Annotated in this window: 23 protein-coding genes, 1 tRNA gene and 1 pseudogene; 12 read left to right on the top strand and 13 right to left on the bottom strand. The window is 46.7% G+C overall.

Annotated features, from left to right (window positions below; translation table 11 throughout):
- From K4A83_RS15210 to K4A83_RS15200, 3 genes are all read right to left on the bottom strand, one after another.
- Window positions 1-124: helix-turn-helix domain-containing protein (locus tag K4A83_RS15210; RefSeq protein WP_265265469.1), on the bottom strand; the 124-nt coding region annotated here is incomplete at its 3' end.
- A gap of 183 nt (window positions 125-307) precedes the next feature.
- Window positions 308-1000: a YqiA/YcfP family alpha/beta fold hydrolase gene (locus tag K4A83_RS15205; protein WP_265265468.1), complete on the bottom strand. Its 693-nt coding sequence runs from the start codon at window positions 998-1000 to the stop codon at window positions 308-310.
- A gap of 34 nt (window positions 1001-1034) precedes the next feature.
- The gene (locus K4A83_RS15200) at window positions 1035-1319 is read right to left on the bottom strand and encodes a hypothetical protein (protein WP_265265467.1); all 285 of its coding nucleotides are present in this window, start codon (window positions 1317-1319) and stop codon (window positions 1035-1037) included.
- A gap of 568 nt (window positions 1320-1887) precedes the next feature.
- On the opposite strand from K4A83_RS15200, the gene K4A83_RS15195 reads away from it, so the two are divergent.
- The 6 genes from K4A83_RS15195 (at window position 1888) to K4A83_RS15170 (ending at window position 7150) form a co-directional block, all read left to right on the top strand.
- Window positions 1888-2130, top strand: coding sequence for a hypothetical protein (locus K4A83_RS15195; RefSeq protein ID WP_265265466.1), 243 nt, complete (start codon window positions 1888-1890; stop codon window positions 2128-2130).
- A 167-nt stretch (window positions 2131-2297) separates the two neighbouring features.
- Window positions 2298-2723 (top strand): BlaI/MecI/CopY family transcriptional regulator, encoded by a 426-nt coding sequence (locus K4A83_RS15190; protein WP_265265465.1) that lies wholly within the window; start codon window positions 2298-2300, stop codon window positions 2721-2723.
- Window positions 2723-3586 carry a M56 family metallopeptidase gene (locus K4A83_RS15185; protein ID WP_265265464.1) on the top strand — a complete coding sequence of 288 codons (864 nt, stop codon included), beginning with the start codon at window positions 2723-2725 and terminating at the stop codon, window positions 3584-3586. Before K4A83_RS15190 ends, K4A83_RS15185 begins: the two co-directional genes overlap by 1 nt.
- A gap of 77 nt (window positions 3587-3663) precedes the next feature.
- Entirely contained in the window at window positions 3664-4110 is a 447-nt protein-coding gene (locus K4A83_RS15180; protein ID WP_265265463.1) for an FHA domain-containing protein, read from the top strand.
- Window positions 4111-4697: 587 nt separating this feature from the next.
- The gene (gene bchL / locus K4A83_RS15175; RefSeq protein ID WP_265265462.1) at window positions 4698-5564 is read left to right on the top strand and encodes a ferredoxin:protochlorophyllide reductase (ATP-dependent) iron-sulfur ATP-binding protein; all 867 of its coding nucleotides are present in this window, start codon (window positions 4698-4700) and stop codon (window positions 5562-5564) included.
- 191 nt (window positions 5565-5755) lie between these two features.
- The gene (locus K4A83_RS15170; protein ID WP_265265461.1) at window positions 5756-7150 is read left to right on the top strand and encodes a ferredoxin:protochlorophyllide reductase (ATP-dependent) subunit N; all 1395 of its coding nucleotides are present in this window, start codon (window positions 5756-5758) and stop codon (window positions 7148-7150) included.
- Window positions 7151-7437: 287 nt separating this feature from the next.
- Here K4A83_RS15170 and K4A83_RS15165 read toward each other — a convergent pair whose 3' ends face one another.
- From K4A83_RS15165 to K4A83_RS15145, 5 genes are all read right to left on the bottom strand, one after another.
- Entirely contained in the window at window positions 7438-9657 is a 2220-nt protein-coding gene (locus tag K4A83_RS15165) for a dynamin family protein (RefSeq protein WP_265265459.1), read from the bottom strand.
- Between the two features lie 75 nt (window positions 9658-9732).
- On the bottom strand, window positions 9733-10032 hold the full coding sequence (locus K4A83_RS15160) for a DUF3082 domain-containing protein (protein WP_265265458.1): 300 nt from the start codon (window positions 10030-10032) through the stop codon (window positions 9733-9735).
- Window positions 10029-10424 carry a response regulator gene (locus K4A83_RS15155; RefSeq protein ID WP_265265457.1) on the bottom strand — a complete coding sequence of 132 codons (396 nt, stop codon included), beginning with the start codon at window positions 10422-10424 and terminating at the stop codon, window positions 10029-10031. Before K4A83_RS15155 ends, K4A83_RS15160 begins: the two co-directional genes overlap by 4 nt.
- A 460-nt stretch (window positions 10425-10884) precedes the next feature.
- A complete protein-coding gene (locus K4A83_RS15150; protein ID WP_265265456.1) occupies window positions 10885-12954 on the bottom strand; it encodes a cation:proton antiporter domain-containing protein in 2070 nt (689 codons plus the stop codon).
- A gap of 296 nt (window positions 12955-13250) precedes the next feature.
- Window positions 13251-13323: transfer RNA gene (locus K4A83_RS15145), tRNA-Ile, on the bottom strand.
- Between the two features lie 213 nt (window positions 13324-13536).
- Here K4A83_RS15145 and K4A83_RS15140 point away from each other — a divergent pair.
- From K4A83_RS15140 to K4A83_RS15130, 3 genes are all read left to right on the top strand, one after another.
- Window positions 13537-14238 carry a hypothetical protein gene (locus tag K4A83_RS15140; RefSeq protein ID WP_265265455.1) on the top strand — a complete coding sequence of 234 codons (702 nt, stop codon included), beginning with the start codon at window positions 13537-13539 and terminating at the stop codon, window positions 14236-14238.
- Between the two features lie 228 nt (window positions 14239-14466).
- The gene (locus tag K4A83_RS15135; protein ID WP_407810045.1) at window positions 14467-15843 is read left to right on the top strand and encodes a hemolysin family protein; all 1377 of its coding nucleotides are present in this window, start codon (window positions 14467-14469) and stop codon (window positions 15841-15843) included.
- Window positions 15844-16245: 402 nt separating this feature from the next.
- Window positions 16246-16620 carry a Mo-dependent nitrogenase C-terminal domain-containing protein gene (locus tag K4A83_RS15130; RefSeq protein WP_265265452.1) on the top strand — a complete coding sequence of 125 codons (375 nt, stop codon included), beginning with the start codon at window positions 16246-16248 and terminating at the stop codon, window positions 16618-16620.
- 134 nt (window positions 16621-16754) lie between these two features.
- Here K4A83_RS15130 and K4A83_RS15125 read toward each other — a convergent pair whose 3' ends face one another.
- On the bottom strand, window positions 16755-17498 hold the full coding sequence (locus K4A83_RS15125) for an SDR family NAD(P)-dependent oxidoreductase (protein WP_265265451.1): 744 nt from the start codon (window positions 17496-17498) through the stop codon (window positions 16755-16757).
- Window positions 17499-17930: 432 nt separating this feature from the next.
- On the opposite strand from K4A83_RS15125, the gene bioD reads away from it, so the two are divergent.
- Window positions 17931-18638 (top strand): dethiobiotin synthase, encoded by a 708-nt coding sequence (gene bioD, locus K4A83_RS15120; protein WP_265265450.1) that lies wholly within the window; start codon window positions 17931-17933, stop codon window positions 18636-18638.
- An 81-nt stretch (window positions 18639-18719) separates the two neighbouring features.
- On the top strand, window positions 18720-19094 hold the full coding sequence (locus K4A83_RS15115; RefSeq protein WP_265265449.1) for a DUF1499 domain-containing protein: 375 nt from the start codon (window positions 18720-18722) through the stop codon (window positions 19092-19094).
- A 133-nt stretch (window positions 19095-19227) separates the two neighbouring features.
- On the opposite strand, the pseudogene K4A83_RS15110 reads toward K4A83_RS15115, so the two are convergent.
- From K4A83_RS15110 to K4A83_RS15100, 3 genes and pseudogenes are all read right to left on the bottom strand, one after another.
- Window positions 19228-19779, bottom strand: a pseudogene (locus K4A83_RS15110) (DUF262 domain-containing protein); the annotation flags it as partial.
- 354 nt (window positions 19780-20133) lie between these two features.
- Window positions 20134-21246, bottom strand: a complete 1113-nt coding sequence (tgt, locus tag K4A83_RS15105) for a tRNA guanosine(34) transglycosylase Tgt (RefSeq protein WP_265265447.1) — start codon at window positions 21244-21246, stop codon at window positions 20134-20136.
- A 50-nt stretch (window positions 21247-21296) separates the two neighbouring features.
- Window positions 21297-21752, bottom strand: a complete 456-nt coding sequence (locus tag K4A83_RS15100) for a hypothetical protein (RefSeq protein WP_407810044.1) — start codon at window positions 21750-21752, stop codon at window positions 21297-21299.
- Window positions 21753-22144: 392 nt separating this feature from the next.
- Here K4A83_RS15100 and cobS point away from each other — a divergent pair, with 392 nt between their 5' ends.
- Window positions 22145-23050 (top strand): adenosylcobinamide-GDP ribazoletransferase, encoded by a 906-nt coding sequence (gene cobS, locus K4A83_RS15095; RefSeq protein ID WP_265265445.1) that lies wholly within the window; start codon window positions 22145-22147, stop codon window positions 23048-23050.
- Window positions 23051-23127: 77 nt separating this feature from the next.
- Here cobS and K4A83_RS15090 read toward each other — a convergent pair.
- The coding region (locus K4A83_RS15090) for an RNA-guided endonuclease InsQ/TnpB family protein (RefSeq protein WP_265265444.1) at window positions 23128-23465 on the bottom strand (338 nt) is incomplete at its 5' end.

Below are 23465 nucleotides of genomic sequence, written 5' to 3'. Positions count from 1 at the left end.
TACCAGGATTATCCATCCAATAACGAAGGACTTTATTTCGGACAAATTGGGATGTCCTAATTGCTTCATTAATGGCGGTTATTTGTTGTGGTTTAGGGTAGACCTTAAACTCGTAGACAAACACGGATGGTACTGAGTTAATGGATATCAAGTGTTATAATAACATGGAATTGAAAAATGGGTAATAAAAAGCCGTCCTGAAGGATGGGGCTTGTATCCCATTATTTTCGGTCAAACTCTAACAATCACCTACACCTATTTGATGGGTCAATTTGCGGGGCATTGAACTCCTCAATTGACCTGCCTTTCATCCCGGTGCTTCCCTATCAGGAGAGCGCGGGGCTTCTCGGCAGTTAGCTAACACCTTCTTGGCGAGCCATTGCTGGATTTCCTGTCCAATCTGGGGTAATACGTTCCCTAGGCTATGATCCGAGTCGAGTTCGATCAATTCAGCCCAAGGACGCGCTTGGCAATAGTCACGGGAGGCTGTAATCGGAATTACTTCGTCATGAATGCCATGCAGAATCAGCGTGGGTACGGGACGCTCTAGCTGTTGCTCAGAATATTGCTGGAGATCCTCAATGAATCCGTAATGGAGGGGAATCTCGCGCTGCTCTTGGTGATGATATACCGGACGGTAGCCTGTCTCTTGCCACTGGGTTAACTCGGAGGGGGTGAGGGTCGGTAGCCAGTGCGCTAAAAAGCCAAATGCGGGAGCTAAACAGATAATGCGTTCTACTTGGGGATATTTTTCAGCCACCCAAGTGACTGTCAAACCGCCAAAACTGGAACCGATGAGGACAACAGGCGTTGTGGCGTTGGGGAAAGCGGCTTGAGTTTGGTGGATTTGTCGGGTTAGGGTGAGATGGGAAAAGTCCCCTTGATTCAAGTCTAGGATGGATAAAGTGCGGTGGTTTTCTCGGAAGCGATCGCACAAATATTGGGCTTTACGGGATTGCGGCCCCGAAGCGAAGCCGTGCAGATAAAGATATTCGCTCAAGTTGTTGTTCCTTCAAGGCTTTCAATTAATCAACCTAAAGATGTTGATAGCGATAGAACGTACATAAATCAAACATAGCCCCCACAAAACCCCAACAGAGTCCAATGGTAATACTTCCGTCCACGGGATGACCATTGCCAAACACCGCCAAGAAGGTAAGAACTTGATTAATACACAGTTGCCCCACATCATGACCGTAGGGCAACATTTGGAACAGCCAAAAGCTCATGAGGAGCATTCCGGCCACAATAATCGGGGCAGCAAAACTAAAAAATGTTGTCAGTAGGACTGAACGCAGGAGATGAGATGAGAATTTCATAGGAAAAGTCCCTCGGAAGATCAAGATGGCTGCTGGGATGTTGCTGTTCGGGATTTTGCTGTTTGACATTGAGCTTGACCTTGAGCCAGCAGCGAAGGTTTATGAGTCACCAATACTAACCCACATCCAACATAAGCAGAAGTCACCCCTTTTTACCAAAAATGTCTTAAATCTTAAAAAAATATTTAAAATCTTGGTGAACATAAGTGAACTACCCCACCCTGCCGTTGGCGAGGAAGGGGCATTCCGCAACATTTTGTTAAATTTCTGTTTTTTTCTCCGTATTAGTACGGAGATAACCTGTCGATGAATTCCTTTGATTTCCCCACTAGGCAAGGATTTACAGCCTAGAGCAGGATTGTAACGCTTCTAGCTTTGGGATGGCCTGACTGGCTTCAAAAAACTTGACATATTTTCGTTTTTGTGTATTTTGGTTTGAGGTGGACGGAGAACACAAGTGTAGAAATTGCTACATTTCCTGTATCTTTATCTACAGTTTAATTTTTTTTAACCTTCCCTTAAAATCTAAGGGACAGTTCATTTTCCGGCTTTGATGAGGAGTAAACACATGATTCAGTCTAAATTTGTCAAATTATTGCTCGCTTTAGGTTTAGCCTTTGCTGTTGCGGCTTGCGGCACTGAGCCTGAAACCACTCCCGAAGGCACCGAAGCCCCCGGAGAAACTACCGAGGAAACCATGCCTGAAGGCACCGAAGCTCCCGAAGTAGAAGGCACCGAAGCTCCCGAAGTAGAAGGCACCGAAGCTCCCGAAGTAGAAGGCACCGAAGCTCCCGAGGAGGCAGGAGAATAGGTGGGATCTCATCTTAAGCTATCTCTTTGCAGCTTAAATTTTCGATTCTGAGGCAATAAGGGGTGTGTCAAGGTCACACCCCTTGTTCTTTCGGACTAACCACGCCCATATTCCTAGTACATTCAAGGTAAACTATGCACTATCCACTAGGAATTAATGATTGATTTATGACTCCCCTGCCTAATCATCGTCCCGAAAAACTCTCCCTAGGCCCGTTGGAAAAGGAAATCCTGCACTGGGTCTGGCAATTGGGATCTGCTACGGTGAAAGATATTCATGAACGGATTTTGGCGGATCCGGATCGTGAACTTGCCTATACTTCTGTCACCACGGTGTTACAGCGTTTAGAGAAAAAGGGCTGGTTAACGTCTCGCAAACAAGGACGGGCGTTTTCTTGGTCGCCTCGCATGAGTCAGGAGGAGGCGAAGGTCTTGTTTGCTTACGAGCAATTTAATCGTTTTCTGGCGGTGAGTAACCCGGATATTGTGGCGGCTTTTGCGGATAGTCTCGATAGTGCGAGTTTGGAGCAAATTCAGGCGATCGCCCATCGTTTACAAGCGGTTCGTCAAGCCCGCGAGGAGAAGGAGTCCTAATGCACTTACTTTTAAGTTTATTCGTCCTCGCTGTTGCTGTCTCGATTCGTTACAGTTGGCACCCCTGCCAAGATTCTGGGTCTCAAGATGGGTGGTCTAAACGGTGGGTAGGGGCGATGATTGCTTTTACCCTGCCCCCCTTATTCTTGGTGATGACGGCGATCGCGGTTCTTTGTATGGGACCCCGAGGCCAGATGATGGGACTGCCCACAGATCCCCTCAGTTACGGGGCTGTTCTCGGCTTTCTCCTGATTGCACTCTCTATCCCCCTTAAACAAGCTCTAGCAGGCGGGAAATCCCTAGAAACCATCCAATCCTACCCTCGGGTTCAACTCGCCCCTCCTGCCCCTTCTGCCCACCTCTTAGAGAGTGAGGGTTTATTCTGCGCTCAAGTGGGATTTTGGCAACCGCAATTAGTCGTAAGCCAAGGTCTGTTAAATACCTTGGATGCTGAACACCTCAACGCTGTGTTACGCCATGAACAAGCCCATATTTACTATCGGGATACCTTTTGGTTTTTCTGGTTAGGCTGTTTACGCCATCTCACCCCTTGGTTGCCTAAAACTCAGGCGCTTTGGGAGGAATTGCTGTTATTACGGGAATTACGGGCTGATCGTTGGGCGACTCAATCGGTAGATGGGTTATTATTAGCGGAGTCCCTTTTAATGGTGGTTAGCGCCCCCCTACTCACCCCCGCTAGTATCACCGCACCCATTCAACGGCCGATATTGCGCGATCGCCTACAAGAGCGCATTGAAGCCCTACTCCACGATCCCCAACCCCCCTATCATCTTCCCTGGTGGGCTTGGAGTTGGCTGATTGCTGCTTTTTTGCCACTTTTAGTCATTCCCTTCCATTGTTAACTTGTACTATGATGGCTACTATGCGGAGACTGTATCAGTCCCTCTGCCATCCTCAACCTCATTGGTCATAAACTGCGGTGATTACCCTAACTTTACTGCATCCGAGCCAATCCACCCCCGTGCAAAGTTGGCTGTTTGATTCTGAAACCGTCGTCCGTTTAGGACGAGGCAACCAGAATGACGTTGTTCTTTACAGTGCAGTAGTTTCCCGTCGTCACGCTGAATTACAAAATTTTGAGTCGAAGTGGGAATTGATCAACTTTGGAGCAAACGGAACCTATATCGACGGTAAATCAATTACCCAAGCGAGGGTAGTGGATGGCATGATCATCCGCTTAGGAGAGTCTGGTCCCAAACTTCTCATCGGTTTAGGGGCAAATGATCCGGCTAAGTTAGGGAAAGTAGTCAATCGGCGATCGCCTTCTACCTCCGATCCCAACCCCTCCGTCGAACGCAATACCCTCCTCAATTTAAAAAACCTCTCCGTTAACAATCACCCCGATATTCCCACCAATTTGGAATGACGGTCAGATAAACTGGTCAAGAATGCCTATTCCCAATTTTCCTTGTTCTTCAAAATGTAATTATTCTTTACCTCTCCCCTTAACTCGCTGAAACCCCCTTTAAAATTGACCAAAATCCTCCCAGAATCCAGTTCCCGGGGGGCTTTTTTGCGCTAATCTCACTCAGCAAACCCCCAAACTATAGGCTAAATTCCACCCATTCCAGCCCTATTTCAGGATTTAATCGAAACTTCCTAAAAGGACAAAACCCCACTAAAGCCCAAGAAATAAAGCCTATTCTCCTTGCTGGGATAGCGTTCCAGCGTGAGGATTAAGCTTGAAGCTTAGAAATTATTTTTTATTGTACTTTATTAATATAATAAAAAACTAAAAATTAAAAATAAAACTTTAAACAAGCTTAAAATTGTTTCTGTTAACTAATTTCGCTCATTAAACGCAAATACAAGCAAAAACTCCCATTAACACTCCGATTCATTTTTTGCCCCCCTTTCCAAGAACCATCCCCCTAGTCAATAATGCAAACAAGAGAAACGACTAGAAAAACTCCCAAACCTTTAAACGACCTATCATTTAGGAGATATACCAACGTGAAACTCTCAGTTTATGGAAAAGGTGGCATCGGTAAATCAACCACAAGCTGCAACATCTCCGTAGCCCTAGCCAAACGGGGCAAAAAAGTATTACAGATTGGTTGTGATCCTAAACATGACAGCACCTTCACCCTCACGGGGTTTCTCATTCCCACCATCATCGACACCCTACAAGAAAAAGACTTTCACTATGAGGATATTTGGCCTGAAGATGTAATTTATAAAGGCTATGCGGGAGTGGATTGTGTCGAAGCAGGTGGCCCCCCGGCAGGTGCAGGATGTGGCGGTTATGTGGTGGGAGAAACCGTTAAACTGCTCAAAGAATTAAACGCTTTTGATGAATATGATGTCATTTTATTTGATGTATTAGGCGACGTAGTATGTGGCGGATTTGCTGCCCCCCTGAACTATTCCGACTACTGCATGATTGTCACCGATAATGGATTTGATGCCCTCTTTGCCGCCAATCGCATCGCCGCTTCTGTACGAGAAAAAGCCCGTACCCACCCTCTCCGTTTAGCGGGTTTAATTGGCAATCGAACCTCTAAACGAGATTTAATTGAAAAGTATATCGAAGCGGTTCCCATGCCCGTGTTAGAAGTGCTGCCCTTAATTGAAGATATTCGGGTTTCTCGGGTGAAAGGGAAAACGTTGTTTGAGATGGCAGAACAAGATCCCTCCCTGAATTATGTTTGTGACTTTTATCTCAATATTGCCGATCAAGTTTTAGCCCTACCCGAGGGTGTTGTTCCCAGTGAGGCACAAGATCGGGAATTATTCACCCTACTTTCTGACTATTATCTCAATCCTCCTAAAGCCGCCTCGGTGAGTGTGGAGGAGGAGTTAGATTTGATGATGGTTTAGTGAGGAACTTTTATCCCCCCTAGCCCCCCTTGGGAAGGGGGGAAAGACTGAAAGTTCCCCTTGGGAAGGGGGGAAAGACTGAAAGTTCCCATTAGGAAGGTGTACCCAAAAAAAGTCCCCCTTTCAAAGGGGGATTTAGGGGGATAACACAAACGATTAACACCTAACTCACATTACCAGAGAAGAGAAAAATGACCGTTGCTCAAGAACCTACCGGATTAAACTTTGATTGCGAAACCGGAAATTATCATACCTTTTGCCCCATTAGTTGCGTCGCTTGGCTCTATCAAAAAATTGAGGATAGTTTCTTTTTAGTCATCGGCACAAAAACCTGTGGTTATTTCCTGCAAAATGCGATGGGGGTGATGATTTTTGCCGAACCTCGCTATGCTATGGCTGAACTAGAAGAGGGGGATATTTCCGCCCAACTGAACGACTATGAGGAACTGAAACGATTATGCTTGCAAATTAAGCGCGATCGCAACCCCAGCGTTATCGTTTGGATTGGCACCTGTACCACCGAAATCATAAAAATGGATCTCGAAGGACTCGCCCCCAAACTAGAAGCCGAAATCGGGATTCCCATTGTCACCGCCCGCGCCAACGGTTTAGACTACGCCTTCACCCAAGGGGAAGACACCGTACTCGCCGCAATGGCCCACCGTTGCCCCAGCAAAGTCACCAGCGAAGCCGAAAAAGAGGAACGCAACGCCATTCAAAAACTCCTCACCTTTGGCCGCAAAGCCGAAGAAACCGCCCCCACCAGCGAACCGAAACACCCGCCCCTCGTCCTCTTCGGCTCTCTCCCCGATCCCGTCGTGACCAACCTCACCTTAGAATTGAAAAAACAAGGCGTTGAAGTGTCAGGATGGCTCCCCGCCAAACGATATACAGAACTCCCCGTCATTGAAGAAGGTTATTATGTCGCCGGAGTGAACCCCTTCCTCTCCCGCACTGCCACTACCTTGATGCGTCGTCGCAAGTGTAAACTCATTGGCGCACCCTTCCCCATTGGCCCCGATGGAACCCGCGCTTGGATTGAGAAAATCTGCTCCGTGTTTGGCATTGAACCCCAAGGATTAGCAGAACGAGAAGCGAAAATCTGGGAAAGTTTAGAAGACTATCTCCAACTGATTCGCGGAAAATCGGTCTTTTTTATGGGGGATAACCTGTTAGAAATTTCCCTCGCTCGTTTCCTCATTCGTTGTGGGATGACGGTGCCAGAAATTGGCATTCCCTACATGGACAAACGCTATCAAGCGGCCGAGTTAGCGCTGTTAGAGAAAACCTGTCAAGAGATGGGAGTTTCTACGCCCAATATTGTGGAAAAACCCGACAATTACAATCAATTGCAACGGATTAAAGCCATTCAGCCGGATTTAGTGATTACTGGGATGGCTCATGCTAATCCTTTAGAAGCACGGGGGATTAATACCAAATGGTCTGTTGAGTTCACTTTTGCCCAAATTCACGGCTTTAGTAATGCTCGGGATATTTTAGAGTTAGTGACTCGTCCTCTGCGTCGCAATAATTCCCTGAAGGATTTGGGCTGGGAGAAACTCGTTCAGGAAGAAGCAACGGTTTAACTCCTTCCGCAAGAAGCCCCACGTTTGACCAGATAGGGCAGCGTGGGATGAATTGCGGTTAGGGGCAACCTTGATCAGTTAAGACCTATGTCGGGTGTCGGAAATAATTGTCAATTATCAATTATCAATTATCAATTGTCAATTATTAATTATCAATTATCAATTATCAATTATCAATTCCCTGCTCCCCTGCTCCCACTCCCCGACTCCCGACTTCCCCTGTTCCCTGTTCCCTATTCCTATGTGGACAGACTGGGAATCCCTGTGCCTTTAGGCCGGGGAGGATGTCACCGAGGTTTCCACATCTCTAAGGAATCGCGAATCGACTCAAATTCATCAACATATTGATGGAGTAAGGACTTCTGCACTTCTAACGTTGCTAAAATTTCATCAACTTGGGCTTCTCGTAATTCTCGCTCCCTCAACAGGCGATCAAATTCAATCAAAAAGCGATTAATATAATCATTAATTTGCTGTTCTGCATTGCTGAAATCTTCCGACACTTGCTTTTTAATCACTCGTTCAACGACAACTAAACTACCCGTAGTTTGGGCATCGATTTCTCGCTTAATCGCCTCCATAGTTAAGCGTAAATCAATCTCATAGTAGGAGCGCCGATCGTCCACTTGAATATCGACTTCATAATCCCGACAGAAGGCTTTTTTCTGTTCCTTTTTCCAGCGTGTATAGTTTTCGGTTTGTCGTTGCACTTGGGTATCAATCCCTTGAAAGTCAAAGACTAACATTTGAATGGGGTTGATATTCATGGTAATTTCTAAGGCTTCCCCTAAATATTGGGATAATTCATTAGAAATTTGCTGGACATTATCGCGAATTTGTGCTACTAATTCTTGACGGATTAATGTGCCATCTCTGGAGAGTTTGTCTTGAGTATTGGTCCACCAATCTTTAATCAAAATGGAACAAAAACGGTTAATATCTTGTTTAATTTTCTCGACTTCTTCTTGAGAGGTGCAACGAATGGCGTAGGGGTTTTCTTCATCTCCGAGTAAGTCGCGCACGGCTTTTTTTAGGGATTCTCCTAAACGTTGCGGCACGGGAAACCCGGCAAAGGTGGGGGTTGATTTGCTGGGAAAATCTAGCTGTAAGGGGGTGCTAGTGGTGGTTAATTCAGAAAAACGGTACTGGGCAAAGATTTCAAATTCTTGCTGAATGGTGAGTTTTGCGCGCTCGGCAAATTCGACAATTTCCCGTTTAAATTGGTTGACCAGTTTTTGTTCTTGTTGTTCGACTAATTTTTTCACGCCGCGAATTTGGACGATGGCGGATTTGGCGAGTCGTTTATATTCTTCCATCCGTTGCCGGAGGGGTTTAATTTCAATTTTCCAGCCGCTAATCCGAGCGTTCAAAATGTCTTCGACTTCTTTGGCGGATTTGTCGAGTTTGGCTAAGACATCCCGTAATAAGTTCCAGCCGGAATTGTTGACGACATCTTGGACGACAGATTTTTCAATGATGGGGATGAGGCTATCTTGTAGGGCTTGGGGGGCGATTTTTTTGGGGGAGGGAATCATTAAGTCGCCGTCTTCGGTTTCTTTGGCATAGCGCGCACTAAAGAAGTGTTTAAAGTCTTTGAGATGGCTTTCTGTGGCAATGCCTTGAGCAATGAGTTTAGACAGGAGGCCTTGCCAAGCGCTGGCGGGATAGATGATGGGGTTGGGGATGCCAAATTCATTGAGGGTGCGGCGTAAATCATCAACGACGTGGGCGATGGGGCGATCTTCTTCGGTTTGACGATCAATTTTGTTGAGGATGAAGTAAATTACGCCACGATTGCGGGTTAAGAATTCACTGCGTTGTTGAATTAAGTCTTGTAGTAGTTCGGAGTTGGTGTTGTCTTTGAAGGAACAATAGTCCAAGATAAACAGAATAACGTCGCAGTTGCGGAGGGCTTCGAGGGCGGTTTGTTTGAGGCTGATGCTATCTAATCCGGCGGATTTCCATTCGTTGGGGCCGGGGGTATCTACGAGGGTGAAGCCTTGGAGGGAGGGTAGGTCTTGGATGGCGGCGATGGGGTGATGGAGTTCAAAGCGGGTGGTGTGATCTCGGTTGCCTGTGGCACGGATGAGGTGGTTTCTTTCGAGGAAGTGATGACGAATGAGGAAGGATTCGCCTTCGGCGACGGCGACGGGTTCGCTGTGACCTTCTCGGTATTCTAGAAGACAGGGGGAGGCTGTGGGGGGGATGGGTTTAACGTCGGTGCGGCAGACGGTGCAGGCTTCGGTTTCACTGGCGAGAACGTCTGAACCAATCAAGGCGTTGAGAAAGGTACTTTTTCCGGCTTTCATGGCGGCGATGACGGCGACTTGGTAGCGCTGTTCATGAAGGGCGGTGAGGGCTTTTTGAATACCTTGTTCAATTTTTTGTAGGGCTTCGGTATCATCCCCTTCAAGTTGGGCGTTGCGTAGCTCTCGGATGTATTGCAAGAGCCTTGCTCCGGTGTTGTTGATGTTGCTGTGGGTTTCTTGGAAGAGTTGAGAGGACATACCAGAGTTGCACCGTCGTGTTAGGCAAGCTGAATAGCTACCAGCTTACCAAAAAACAGGGGGGTGCGTGACGGGTTATTGTTGATCGGGGTTTTGTCGGTTTTGCCAAGCGGTTTGGAGGGCGAGGGCGACTAATCCGAGGGAGGCGATCGCAAATAAACAAGTTACGAGGGTAATACTCCCAACTACCAAGGTTCGCACGGCGACGGAAAGGTTGAGGGCGGTGGTGTTGGCGGTGGGGAGGGGTTTGTTGGCGAAGGTATGGGCGATCGCACTATCTAACCGATACAGTAGCAAACCCAAGCCCCCAGAGATCAGCGCCCCCCACAGGCACTGTAAAGGAGTAACAGTTTTTTCCTCAGATGAATTGGTCATGACAATAATTCATTCTCCCATTTTAAAATGGCGCAAATCTGATCCACTAAGTCCTGAGCTTCAAAGGGTTTCGTAATCACCCCCGTTACGCCCAAATTAATAAACTGTTCCTTCTCACTGATTTTAGCCTTTGCCGTCAGGAGAATCGTGGGAATATGTTGAATTTCAGGAATAGCACAAAGTTTACGAAACGTCGTCGGTCCGTCCATTTCCGGCATCATCACATCTAAAAGGATGGCATCGGGCTGTTCAGCTTGGGCTAAGTCTAAACCTTCCTGTCCTGATGCCGCCGTCACCACTTCCCACCCGGCGGCCGCTTCTAAACAAATTTGGATAATCTCTCGAACTCCATCATCATCATCAATTACTAAAACTCGTTTTGGATTAGTCATAGTCATTCTGAAGGCAATACTTGACAGTCCCCGCTCTTACAGTGATTAATAACAAGCCTAGCTGCTTGTCTGGACTAATTTTGATTTTGCCGACATCCATACATTGTGTTCCTATCTCCTGATGATACACTAAGGGGAAGCCCTATTTAGGTTTCAATGACCGCCGCCTCGCCTTAGCCGCTGGGGAATGGCGGGGAATACCACCCTGTAGCTGCGAATGGGTCAGAGGGCGAATAGGACAACACTAGCGGACACTCAGTAGGGTCTGCCGAATATCCACCATCTAAGCAATTTTAATAGGGCTTTGGGCTATTTTAAGAGCGAGAAACTGCAAGGTTTTAGGGATAAATAATCAAAAAGGCTTGCCTTTTTTTGACTCCCCTTCCTGTTCCCAGATCCGGTGTTCCCTAGCCCCACGAGTAGAGTTATTCAGCAAGCTCTATATATTCCTATTGACTGTTCATTCATTGGGGTAGTGAATGATCATAATGGATATATTTTGCTCACTTCGCGCAATAGCTTCAGGCACTTTTCCTAACACAGATAAACCCGTTAGGGTGATATCTGACGAGCCAATTAATACCAATAAATCATCCTTACCGACTTTTTCTAAAACGGCAGAAACAAAATTACCACGTTTTTGTTCTAAGGCAATATCATCTAAGGTTTCGGGGATTTCTAACACATTAGGGATGCGTTGATTATTGGGGGTAATCTGCACAACTTCTAACTGGGCTTTTAACTCTGTCGCGAGGGTATTAGTAATCAGTAATGCTTCCTCTAAGCAGGGTTGAATTTTCCCGGAGTCAGGAAGGGCTAAAATTACCCGTCGGGTGGTTTTGAGGGGGGAGGTAAAGCGGGTTACTAATACGGGAACAGGACAGCGACGCAAGACATTATCAATCACACTCCCAAAGAAATTATCACGGTAGTTGGAGTAACCTTTCCACCCACAAATGACTAAACTGGCGTTATTTTCTTGAGTGGCGCGGACAATGGCTTTATCAATAGAATCATCTACTCTACCAATGGTTTTTACGGTGGTTACGGCGGCATGGGCGATTTGTTCGGCATTGGCTAATAGTTGCTCTTGGCGGGTTTTATCTTCTGGGGAAACTGGACCGAGATTATCTAATAAGACATGAAAGGGTAATAAGGTGCCTTTACTCTGTTTGGCTAATAAAATCCCTAATTGTAAAAGATTGTCCTCGGTGTTGGGGTTAGCAACGGGGACTAAAATTCGATATTTAATGGGTTGGTTGGGGGAATTTTTGGGAGATTCAGAGGATGTTGGGCTGGCTTTTTCTCGGCTGAATTTAACTTGTCGGCCCCAACGATCTGTTACCCAAGGGGATAGTAAACAGGTGACTAAAATCATGGCAATGGTGCCGTTTACGGTGCGTTGATCGACTAATTCAATGTTGTAGGCGACGGTGATGGCGGCTAGGGTGGAGGCGGCTTGTGCGACGGATAAACCAAACATGGTGAAGCGACTAGAATGGGGGTAATGGAAGATTAATCCGGTGAGCCAAGCGGGGATAAATTTGGCGACAATGGCGACGGTAATCATTACTCCAGCGACTAATAAGGATTCCCATTCTTGGATGAGAATGCCGGGGTTGACTAACATCCCAACTGAAATGAGGAAGAAGGGGACAAATAGGGTATTGCCTATAAATTGAATGCGGTTCATGAGGGGACTAAGTTGGGGGATTAATTGGGTAATGGCAATCCCGGCTAAAAATGCTCCAATAATGGGTTCAATTTCGATCAGTTTGGCGACATAGGAGACGACAAATAAGGTGGCGACGACGAATAAAAATTCTGCTCCTTCATCATGTCCAAAACGCCGAAAAAACCAACGTCCTAGGCGGGGGACTCCCCAAAGGGTGGCTAGGGTATAAAGGGTTAGGGCGGGGATGAGAATGAGCCAAAAGGTTAGGGTTAAATCGCCTTGATGGGCTTTGACGACAACGGCTAGGATTAAGATGGCGAGAACGTTGGTGATGAGTGTGCCTCCTAGGGTTGTGGTGACGATGGGCGATCGCATAATCCCCAATTTACTCACCACAGGCAAGGACAGCAGGGTATGGGAAGCAAAGCAAGAAGCCACTAAAATAGACGCTAGCCAACCATATCCCAACCCCAAAAAAGCAAAAGTCCCCATCAACATCGGCACGGCAAAGGTGGCAAACCCAAATCCTAACGCTTGATTGGCATTCTGTTTGAGGTCATCTAAACTCGTTTCTAACCCCGCTAAAAACATCAAAAACAGCAACCCGACGGTTCCTAACAGGATAATGGTACTGTCTCGTTGGAGTATCCCTAATCCATTGGGTCCCACTAACACCCCCGCTAAAATAAGACCCACAATCCCCGGCATCCGCAACCGCTCAAACATCAGGGGAGCAACCAGCATAATGGCCATAATAATTAGGAAGATCCCCACGGGATCTGTTACTGGCCCCCCGAGTAAACCGAAAATCGGTTCAGGTTGGGGCAAAAATGGATAGGTTAACCCATTACTCATCAGTTCACTCCTTTAGGGATAGCTGGATCTCTGCTGTGATCCTCTCAATCCCACCGATTCTAGCCTGCTTTGTTCTTTTCTCCCTCATGGCTGGGACGGTTGGACAAAACCTAAATTTTTGTAAAGATGGGAAAAAAGTCTTGACATCCGCAAAACTTCGTGTATTCTTAAGTAGAGTGTGAGGAGAAATTGAAAAAGCGCTTGAGGTCGAAACACGGACAGACTCTCAAGCGTTTTTTCTATTAGATGCTTTTAGATGCTTTCTCAATAGATGATTTTTGAGGAGATTCACAGCATCCAGGGTGCAGGAGTTGAACCTGCCTAGGGCGAATTATGAGTTCGCTGCCTAAACCGCTCGGCCAACCCTGGTTAAGCCCTACTATTATAAGCAAAGATCACCTCTCATTCCAAGCTTCGCCTAAAAACCCATCACTGTCTGGGGATTTAGTCTGGGGATTTAGTCTGGGGATTTAGTCTGGGGATTTAGTCTGGGGATTTAGTCTGGAAATTTTAGCGGTTCTTGGAATAACTTTTGTATAGTGATGGGTGATAATCATTAACTGGCATTTTAACAATTCTCCTATGAAAGTCAATTCGACGATTGTTCTAACCTTATTCTTACTCCTACTGATGGCAGGTGCTGGGGTCGCTAGTGGATTCTGGGGCTTCACCCTAGGTCATAAAGCCTTAAAAGGAGTTTCTCAGCCTGATGTTAGTCCTTCTAAGAAATTAACTCAAAATGCAGCCCCGGTTGAAGGGGAACAAGAGTTGCGAATGCTGTTGGACGAACAGGAGTTAATAAAACACGCTGAAGCGGTGATGACTGGGAAGGTTGAGCCTCAGAAACCCACGGAAACTACCACTCAATCCGCTAATGGTGATGCCTCTGTGGCCACCGATTCCGAGACGGGGGCTGATACTCAATTAATTAGTCTCTCGGAATCTTTGCCGATTCGGGATGAACAACGAGGGGTGACGATGGAAATTACCCGGGCCTCTCAAGAGGGGGATGCTTTGCTGCTGACGGTGAATCTGAAAAATGAAGGTCGTCAGATGGTTCGCTTCCTATATAGTTTCCTAGAGGTTAAAGATGAGCAAGGACGGGCGCTGAGTGCGATTACTGATGGTTTACCGGGGGAATTACCCGCGAATGGTCAAAGTTTTTCGGGGACGGTGAAAATCCCGACGGCACTGTTGACGGATTCTAAGGAGTTGTCCCTGTTGTTGACGGACTATCCGGATCGGACTTTGGAATTGAATTTGGCGGATATTCCCATTCGCTAGGTTCTAAGGCACAATAGCAGAAGAAAATGGCAACCGTAAATGGCAACCTTACAGAATGGGTAATGTGAGTTTAAATGGGCGGGTCTGGGGTGTGATGTCAGTTCTGGAGGCAAAATTTTAGCTGTGGATGTTGCTTCGCAACTGACGTTTCAGGATTTGTGGCCGCGACTCTTCTCGGTGCTGCTACTGATTGCGATTAATGGGTTTTTTGTGACGGCGGAATTTTCTATGGTTTCCGTGCGGCGATCGCGCATTAATCAATTAGTGGAGGCTGGGGATGTCCAAGCTCAGACGGTGCAATCGTTACAACGCAGTATTGAGCGTTTGTTATCTACGACCCAAATCGGCATTACTCTATCTAGTTTGGCCCTGGGGTGGATTGGGGAAAGTACAGTGGCGGCCTTTTTGCAGGTGGGGGTGAATAGTTGGCCCTTAGCCGATGTCCTAAAAGTCCCTCTGGTTCACTCCTTGGCAACCATGACCGCTTTTTTTGCCATTGCCTACCTACAAATTGTCTTAGGGGAATTATGCCCCAAATCCGTCGCCCTGATTTACTCGGAGGAGTTAGCCCGTTTCTTGGGGCCTCCGAGTTTGGCGATCGCCCGTTTTTTTAACCCCTTTATTTGGGTTCTCAATCAGTCCACGCGCTGCTTACTGCGACGGGTGGGAATTCAACACTCCGGCTATAGTGGCTATAATCGCGTTACCCCAGAAGAATTACAACTGATTATCACCACAGAACGAGAATCCACCGGACTGGAAGCCGAAGAACGAGAACTGTTAAAAAATGTCTTTGAATTTGGGGAAGTCTTAGCCGAGGAAGTGATGGTTCCCCGCACCCGTTTGACGGCCATTCAACGGAATGCTACCTTTCACCAGTTACTCAATGTTGTCGTGACCACGGGACATTCTCGCTATCCCGTAACCGGGGACTCCCTCGATGATATTGTGGGCATTATTGACTTTAAAGACCTTTCCGTTCCCCTGGCTCAAGGTCGTTTAGCACCCGAAACCCCTATTCAGCCTTGGGTGCGTCCAGCCCGTTTTATCTCCGAAGTGATGTCCCTGAGTGAACTATTACCCCTGATGCAGCGATCGCACCTAGAAATGGTCATGGTCGTAGACGAATTTGGGGGAACCGCCGGATTAGTCACCCTTCAGGATTTAATTGCCGAGATTATTGGCAGCGAAGATGAACCCCAAGATCCCGACGACTTCACCTTTGAGATGCTCGATGATCAAACCTTCCTCGTACAAGCCCAAATGGACTTAGAAGAAGTCAACGAACTGCTAGGCTTAGAATTACCCGTCACCGACGACTACCAAACCCTCAGCGGCTTTTTACTCTATCAACTCCAGAAAATCCCCAATCAAGGTGAAACCCTCTACTACGACAACCTAGAGTTTACCATCGCCTCCGCCCAAGGCCCCCGACTCCATCAAATCCGCATTCATCGCTACGAACCCCAACCAGACACACTACAGGATCTCACCTTAGAAATGCCCCCAGACCCTGATTCCTCAACCCCTTTGCTTGATGGTGGCGTTTTAGATGCGATCGCCGATAGTCCAGATTCCCCCTTTGAGGATGATCCAAACCCCTAAAACCCCCCCCAATTCATCACCCTTAAGCTGTGATAAAAAACACATCAAATCCCCGCCAAACCAGACACAATAAAAAAAGGAAACAGGTTCAGAAAATAGTATCCTGAAAGAGCGTCCGCTTCGGGTCACACTGTTCCCTCCATTCAATCCATCTAAACCTCATTCATCTCGCCCTAACCTGAAAATTCCCTCCCGATTTTTCTCCAGAGATCAACAGAGGTTTTTCCCTCGGGAACAATCTACCCCTAAATCCGCTCAATGCCATAAAATCACTAGCTTTGAGGCTCTGCTATCTCCTATTTTTCTAGGCTTAAATCCCTTGTCATCCGGAAAAACAGCGAACCCTCGGGTAGAGCAAAGAGAGAGTCGGTTATTGGCAAAAACCCCTAGCAAAAAAAGACTATGGTTGATGTAACAGGTTATACAATTAAGCAAATTATTCTCAGTAGTTGGACCACCGAATCCACCACTACTACATCCGCTCAAACCACTCCTCAACCCTTTGGGAAAAAACCCCAATTTGACCTCCTCTACCCCTTAAAACAGTGGATGGATAACTTAGACATCAAAAACGTTAAGTTAGCCCATTGGATCTGTCATTGGATTCCCGCTCAATGCCCCTTTGAACGCGATATTAAGCTCTTCGGCAAGACCTTATTCCATATCCCCCCCCTGTGCAAATTAAACCCCTTCTACGAGCAATTTGTCAGTTTACGCTTCCGCGCCCTCTGCTACTTAGCCGATGAATGCGGCGAAGACATCAGCGCCTATTGCTAATTCTGAAAGCGGAGGGATGAATCAATCCTAGCCATGACAGAGAAGAAACCCGGTTTTTGGTCATAGTTGCCGAAAAATTGGCATTTAGACCGAGAAACCGGGTTTCTAGAATAGGGTGCGGAACCTCACTCCATTCAGATAAACTGCCCACCATCCAAACGAACCGTTGCCCCCGTGATGAAATCTTGTTCTAGGAGAAAGATTGCCGTGTCCGTCACCACTTGAGGACTGCCCGGAATTTTCACCGGGATTAAACGATTGGCAAAATCTTCCATAAACTTCTTAGCATCCGGCACATCCGGCGGCTCCAAAATTTGCCCCAAAGCTAAACCATTGACCGTAATCCGAGGGGCCAACTCCAGCGCCAGAATTTCCGTCATATCCCAGAGTCCCCGCTTCGTTAAACGATAGGCAAAAGTGTTCGGCTTAGGGCGAGGAATCCGCGCATCATTAATATTAATAATTTTCCCCTTACCCTCCGGGGGGATTTGCCGGGCAAAAGCTTGACAGAGTTGGAACGGCGCACGCAAATTAATGGCAAACAATTGATCCCATAACGTCACATCCACCTGATCGAAGCGGTCTACCTCTTCCGGGAAAATCGAGGCACTATTAATCAAAATATCCACTTGACCGAATACCTCCACCGCCTTGGGGATAATGGTATCCGTCGCCGTCGGATTGCCCAAATCAGCCGAGTAAGTAAAGGCGCGTTTTCCTAACGCCTCCACCTCCGCCTTGACCTCAGCCGCCGCCGCCTCAGAATTGCCATAGTGAATAAACACATCACATCCAGCTTTAGCTAAAGCCAACACTAAAGCGCGTCCAACTCTGACCCCCCCTCCAGTAACTAGGGCGACTTTTCCTTGTAACTCCATTCTTTCCTTATCGTTGTTATTGTGTTTAGTTGTTGAAAACTCGCTGTTCAGCGAACCGTGTAACCTTCTCCGTGGAGTCGCTCAAGGTGATAGACTCCCAACATCTACGGCCCCCATTTGTGACCTGACGATCCGGCACGGCTTCCAGTATACCCACATTCAGGGAGTCTTGAAGCTCCGCGCCCACAAGGGGATGGGGATGAATGGTCGATTCCTCGTCAATCCTCTCGTTCTACCCTTTAGCTATTCGGCGGGAAGCCCCGCCCTCTAAGCGAAGCGTGAGGGTCGGGAGTATGTCACGATGGATTTTTGCCCCATGCTGCTTCTAGCAAGCGAGAACGTTCACCCGTGCTTTAGGATCACTTGAGATGGGGTTTAAACTGAACCCCACCTGAAGAGCGCGAGGTGGGGGTATCCACAAGGAGTTTTTTGATGAACAAACAAAGCTTATTAATCACAGCCACAGATACCGATGCGGGGAAAACCGTTTTAACTTCTGCTTTAGTAGCCTACTGGTATCAGTACCATAATCCAGCCACCTTGGGATTGATGAAACTCATGCAAACGGGAGTAGGCGATCGCGAACTCTATCAACAACTCTTTCAACTCCCCCCAGACATCACCACCCCCCTCGTTTTCGACACCCCCGTAGCCCCCCCCGTAGCCGCCCAACAAGAAGGTCGCACCATCGACTTAGGCCGCATTTGGCAACACCTCAACCAACTACAACAAGCAAAAGAATTCGTGCTAATTGAAGCATTAGGAGGACTCGGATCCCCCGTCACCGCAGAATTAACCGTCGCCGATTTAGCCGGAGAATGGCGACTCCAAGCCATATTAGTCGTCCCCGTAAAATTAGGAGCCATTGGTCAAACCGTTGCCCACGTTGCCCTCGCCCGACAAGCCAAAATTCCCTTAAAAGGCATTGTATTTAACTGCACCTCTTTAGTCTCTAATGAACAGTTAAGCCAATGGATTCCCCTCGATTTAATTGAGTCATTAACCCATGTTCCCGTATTAGGGATCATCCCCTATTTATCCGACCCAAAAGACCGGAAAAAACTCGCGCAAGTCGCCGCACAATTAGACTTAGAACGTTTATGGGGGAGTCAAATCGTCAAAAGCATATCTGCGCCCTGATCTAGATTCCGGTTCAGAGTTCACGGTAGACTAGCTGAACAAATCAATTCCTCAACCTGAGCTACTTAAGGAGACTACCCCATGTTTGCAGGCAAACGACCCACCAATTTAGGCGTAAAAGACGGAAAATTAGCCCCTTGTCCTAATAGTCCCAACTGTGTGAACAGTCAAAGTGATCAAACTCCGGCGAAAATCGCCCCCCTGCCTGCTGTGCCAATGTCCCAATTGCGCCAAGTCATCGAAGGGATGGAACGAACAACTATCATCGAAGCAACAGATAATTACCTTTACGCTGAATTTAAAAGCAAAATTATGGGTTATGTGGATGATGTGGAATTTTATCTAGATGCTAATGCCAATGTCATTCATGTCCGTTCTGCTTCTCGTTTAGGTCAGTCAGATTTAGGGGTCAATCGTAAACGAGTTGAGGCCATTCGTGCCGCTTTGAGTGATTAGATCTAAAGGCAAAGCAAAATGAGGGGATTCTGACCCCCTCAACTTACTGAAAATCAGATCGCCAAACATGAATAGCTCTTTGGGCTAAGTGTCTCTGCCTTGTCGTTAGGGCATTGGGAGTCCATTCTTCAGTCTCTATATTTTGGGTTAGCTGATACACACTCTGCTGATAAACTTCTCGCTTGATTGAATAAATCTCATTTCCCACTTGGCGATTGAGAGTAAGATTAATTAAGTTACTTTGATAAAAGTCATTATTGTTTTCGTTTAATATGATTTTGCTTGAATAGCGAAGAGAGCGGGGATCTTTATCGCTCAGATAAGTCCGTCTTAAAATGTCTTGCCGCTCTTGATTCTCTTCCTTTTGCTGTTCTCGATCTACTAAGTTTTGGATTTGCTTAAGAACTGCAATGGCTATAATACTGAGAGTGGCTAACCGTTGTTGTCCATCAATGATGGTAAACTCTTTATCTGAAGTGCCGGAGTTTTGGAGAACGACTGCCCCCATATAATGGCTAGAATTACTGTTGGTGTGAAGCACTAGAATATCCTGCCAAAGGTCTTCCCAATTTTCTTCGTTCCAAGAGTAATCACGCTGAAAGGATGGTACTTGGTATATCTTGCCATTACCAATTAATTCGCCGAACGTTGTAGTGCGTGTATCTAGGAGATTAATCCGAGCCATGAATAGAAGATAAGTAACCCCGTTCTCTTTTCTAAGATATCAGGAGTCGGTCTATTTCGGATGGACTCAGGTTTTAAAGGAAAATTTTATTTTGTTAAGAAATGTAAATTTTGCTGGACAGGGAGGCAAGGGTTTGGGAGAATACATTTAATTAGGTATTCTTCATAATGGGAGTGGTTGAACTGTTCAATGAGCGCAACCACTCCCATTATCTAGAATATCATTCTAAAAGTCAAAAGTCAAGCCTAAAATGTGGAAAAAATAGTGGAAAAAATGGGCTATTTTTCAGAAAAAATAGGAGACAAAACCGACTACTGATTTAGTCAGTTCAACCGTAGTTTTTTCAATTTCCTTCTAGATTTTCTCTGCCTCCAACCACTGGGCAAAATCGGTGCTAAACGTGCCTTGTAACAGAGATTCGCGCATCCGTTGGGTGAAACGAACTAATTCGGTAACATTGTGTAGAGAGAGCAGAATAAAGCCTAACATCTCACGGGCTTTGATTAAATGATTCAAATAGGCGCGGCTGAAGTTCTGACAACAGTAACAGGGACAAGTTTCATCAAGGGGGCGGAAATCTTCCCGATATTGGGCATTTTTCAGGTTCCACCGTTCCCCTTTGACGTAGGCGGTGCCGTGTCGCCCTAAACGGGTAGGGATTACACAGTCAAAGAGATCCACTCCGGCGGCAACGGCGATCGCCATTTCTCGATAAGTCCCCACTCCCATCAAGTAACGAGGCTTATCGGGCGGTAAGATCGGCGCAGTAGCCCGTACAATTTCATGAATTAATTCGGGAGGTTCTCCCACACTCACCCCTCCAATGGCATAACCCGGAAGATCAAACTGAATGAGGGTTTTAGCGGCCTCAATGCGTAAATCGGGAAACACTCCTCCCTGGACAATCCCGAATAGGGCCTGATCTTGGGGGCGTTGATGGGCTTGAATGCACCTTTCTAACCAGCGCGTGGTTCGTTCGGTGGCGGCGATGACTTCCCCCCGTTCTGCGGGATAGGGGGGACATTCATCAAAGGCCATGATCACATCTGCCCCTAAAGCGTTTTGAATGGCAATAGAACGCTCGGGGGTCAGTTCAATCAGCCGCCCATCTCGGGGTGAGCGAAATGTTACCCCTTGCTCCGAAATTTTACGCAATTCACTGAGGCTAAATACTTGAAAGCCTCCGGAGTCGGTTAGAATGGGCGATCGCCACGCCATAAACTGATGCAACCCACCCGCCGCCTCAACTACTTTTTCCCCGGGTTGAATATGTAGATGATAAGTATTGGCGAGAATCATTTGCGCCCCCGTTTCGGCCACCTGCACAGGCATTAAACCTTTAATCGTGGCGGCCGTTCCGACTGGCATAAAACGGGGGGTTTCAACCACCCCATGAGGCGTATGAAACACGCCAGCCCTGGCTTGAGTTGTTGGACAGGTTGCTTTAAGCTGAAACGAAAATCCCACTCTTGTTTTCCTTTTGGTGTGTACTAGTTTTTGTCCTCAGCCAACAGGCATTAAAAAGGACAATCGTCTTCGTCATCCATTTGTACATCCCATTTGGCGGAAAGCACTTGGGTTAACATGGCTTCTAAAGCCGCTTCATCTAAATTACGGGAGCTTTCTTGATCATTTAAGGGATTTCCCAGAGAAATCAACCTTAACTGACGGTTTTCCTGCACTAAATCAAAGAAACTATCTCCTTCAGGAGATTGATGGAGATGCAAATAGTCAAAGCTACAGACGTTAAGGTATAAAGCCCGATTGGCGATTAAAGTGGCCTGACTCGGGTCAGTAAAAACCTCTAAAATACAACCTTCACCTTGATTTTGCACCTGATCATCCAAGGTATGAATATAACGCACCCTGCCTAAAGAACTGAGCAGACGACGCATATCGTCTTTGTTGACGATAAGACCGGTGTCTACTATGCAGGGAGCGGGGATAGAGTGAGAGAACTGATTATAACTCATGGGGAAAAAGCCATTGATGAGATGGGGGCTTATTTCGACTATGCTCTAAACAACTCAGAGCGCTAGGGTTTAGCCCTAAAGATAGACCAATAGACAAACAACACTAGACAAATAACACTTTGGGGCTATTGGCAATTTAATAGAAGTTGCATTAGGTATAATTATCTAGATCCCAAAGCTTTAGAGTAGAATGACTTAGAGTGAAAACATTCAGATGACTAAACATCTAACTGAATATCTAGACTATTATTTCCCTAAATATCATCTCCCTAAAATCAATCATCGGAAATACGCCCGAATGGATTTGGGAATAAGATAGTTTCCTAACAACTACCTCTGACCCAATCTTAGCCCAAGATTCTTGAACTCGCTTGTTTCAAGTTTAACAGGAGATGAAGCAGTTGCAAGTACATAAATGGATAAAGTGGCTCAGAAAATGCAGCTTATCCTGTCTTGGGTCGTTTTTGGGGAGTGTGGTTTTTTATACTAGCCTCCCTCTACCTTCCTCCTGGCCATTAGGTTTTGAACGGATTGCGCGCTGGGCTCCAGTGATTGGTTGTGGTTTGGGGGCAGGATTAGCTCTCTTTGACTTGGGTTTAGGGGTGTTAGGAGTTCCTGACTTGACGCGCAGTTTAGTCTTAGTTGTGCTATGGCTCAAGTTGACCAATGGGCTGCATTTAGACGGGGCAATGGATACGGCGGATGGATTAGCGGTTTTGACCCCTAATCGTCGCTTAGAGGTGATGCAGGATAGCCATACGGGGGCGTTTGGGGTAATGGTGGGGGGGATTATTCTGTTGTTAAAAATGGTCGCGCTCTATGATTTAAGTCGGGGGGATTTCCCAATTCTCTGGGGACTGGTGGGGGCGGCAGGTTGGGGCCGTTGGGGTCAGGTTTGTGCGATCGCCTTTTATCCCTATCTCAAACCCACAGGCAAGGGCGCGTTTCATAAACAATACTTGCGTTCTCCCCAAGATGTACTGATTGGGTTGTTTGTTTTACTGAGTTTAGGCGCATTGCAAATATATCTGAACAGAGAAAAATGGTTAGGGGTGGTGATCAGTACCATTGCAGGGATGGGACTGGCTTTATTTACAGGATGGTGGTTTAACCGTAAATTGGGGGGGCATACGGGGGACACCTACGGGGCTGTGGTAGAGTGGACGGAGGCCGGGTTTTTGGTCTTCCTCACAGGGATATTCAGCTTCAAACCGTGCTGCACTGGCTTCTTCAGAGGAGTGGCAGTATTCACACAGATGCCTAGCTCGCTCTCGAACCTGTTGCCGAATCTCTTTTGAAATCGCCATACCTACGCAGACTCAGCATTGACACTCCCATCGCTAAAAGCGAGGGATTCTTGGTTCAACGAGTTTCCTTAACTTAGCAGGACGTATCCAACCAAGCCAGAGGGAATCTCTCCCCAAGCGTGAGTTCCGGTATGCCCTACCGTACTTAGTCCCGTTTTCAAAATGTTAATAGCGGCGTTGATATCTCTATCTTCTACATAGCCACAATGGGGACAAACATGGGTTCTTGTCCATAGAGATTTAAATACCTTTTCTCCACAATTAGAACAATTCTGACTAGTATTATGGGGCGGTACTGCTACCGTAGCCTTACCATATTTAAAGCCAAAATATTCTAACCATTGTCGAAAAGTTGACCAAGCCGCATCATTGATAGATTTAGCTAGTTTCGAGTTTTTTACCAGTC

This window comes from Spirulina subsalsa FACHB-351, from assembly GCF_026130165.1.
Classification (GTDB): Bacteria; Cyanobacteriota; Cyanobacteriia; order Cyanobacteriales; family Spirulinaceae; genus Spirulina_A; species Spirulina_A subsalsa_A.
The sequence above is the reverse complement of the archived record's forward strand: the minus strand, read 5'-3'. Positions and strand labels throughout refer to the sequence as shown.

Coding starts and splice junctions, on each gene's coding strand:
- K4A83_RS15135 (WP_407810045.1), top strand. CDS start 14,467: ATGGTTTCCGTGCGGCGATCGCGCATTAATCAATTAGTGGAGGCTGGG.
- K4A83_RS15185 (WP_265265464.1), top strand. CDS start 2,723: ATGCACTTACTTTTAAGTTTATTCGTCCTCGCTGTTGCTGTCTCGATT.
- K4A83_RS15170 (WP_265265461.1), top strand. CDS start 5,756: ATGACCGTTGCTCAAGAACCTACCGGATTAAACTTTGATTGCGAAACC.
- K4A83_RS15100 (WP_407810044.1), bottom strand. CDS start 21,752: ATGAGTTATAATCAGTTCTCTCACTCTATCCCCGCTCCCTGCATAGTA.
- K4A83_RS15125 (WP_265265451.1), bottom strand. CDS start 17,498: ATGGAGTTACAAGGAAAAGTCGCCCTAGTTACTGGAGGGGGGGTCAGA.
- K4A83_RS15130 (WP_265265452.1), top strand. CDS start 16,246: ATGGTTGATGTAACAGGTTATACAATTAAGCAAATTATTCTCAGTAGT.
- K4A83_RS15155 (WP_265265457.1), bottom strand. CDS start 10,424: ATGACTAATCCAAAACGAGTTTTAGTAATTGATGATGATGATGGAGTT.
- K4A83_RS15165 (WP_265265459.1), bottom strand. CDS start 9,657: ATGTCCTCTCAACTCTTCCAAGAAACCCACAGCAACATCAACAACACC.
- K4A83_RS15115 (WP_265265449.1), top strand. CDS start 18,720: ATGTTTGCAGGCAAACGACCCACCAATTTAGGCGTAAAAGACGGAAAA.
- K4A83_RS15195 (WP_265265466.1), top strand. CDS start 1,888: ATGATTCAGTCTAAATTTGTCAAATTATTGCTCGCTTTAGGTTTAGCC.
- K4A83_RS15160 (WP_265265458.1), bottom strand. CDS start 10,032: ATGACCAATTCATCTGAGGAAAAAACTGTTACTCCTTTACAGTGCCTG.
- K4A83_RS15140 (WP_265265455.1), top strand. CDS start 13,537: ATGAAAGTCAATTCGACGATTGTTCTAACCTTATTCTTACTCCTACTG.
- K4A83_RS15190 (WP_265265465.1), top strand. CDS start 2,298: ATGACTCCCCTGCCTAATCATCGTCCCGAAAAACTCTCCCTAGGCCCG.
- bioD (WP_265265450.1), top strand. CDS start 17,931: ATGAACAAACAAAGCTTATTAATCACAGCCACAGATACCGATGCGGGG.
- K4A83_RS15200 (WP_265265467.1), bottom strand. CDS start 1,319: ATGAAATTCTCATCTCATCTCCTGCGTTCAGTCCTACTGACAACATTT.
- cobS (WP_265265445.1), top strand. CDS start 22,145: ATGAAGCAGTTGCAAGTACATAAATGGATAAAGTGGCTCAGAAAATGC.
- K4A83_RS15150 (WP_265265456.1), bottom strand. CDS start 12,954: ATGAGTAATGGGTTAACCTATCCATTTTTGCCCCAACCTGAACCGATT.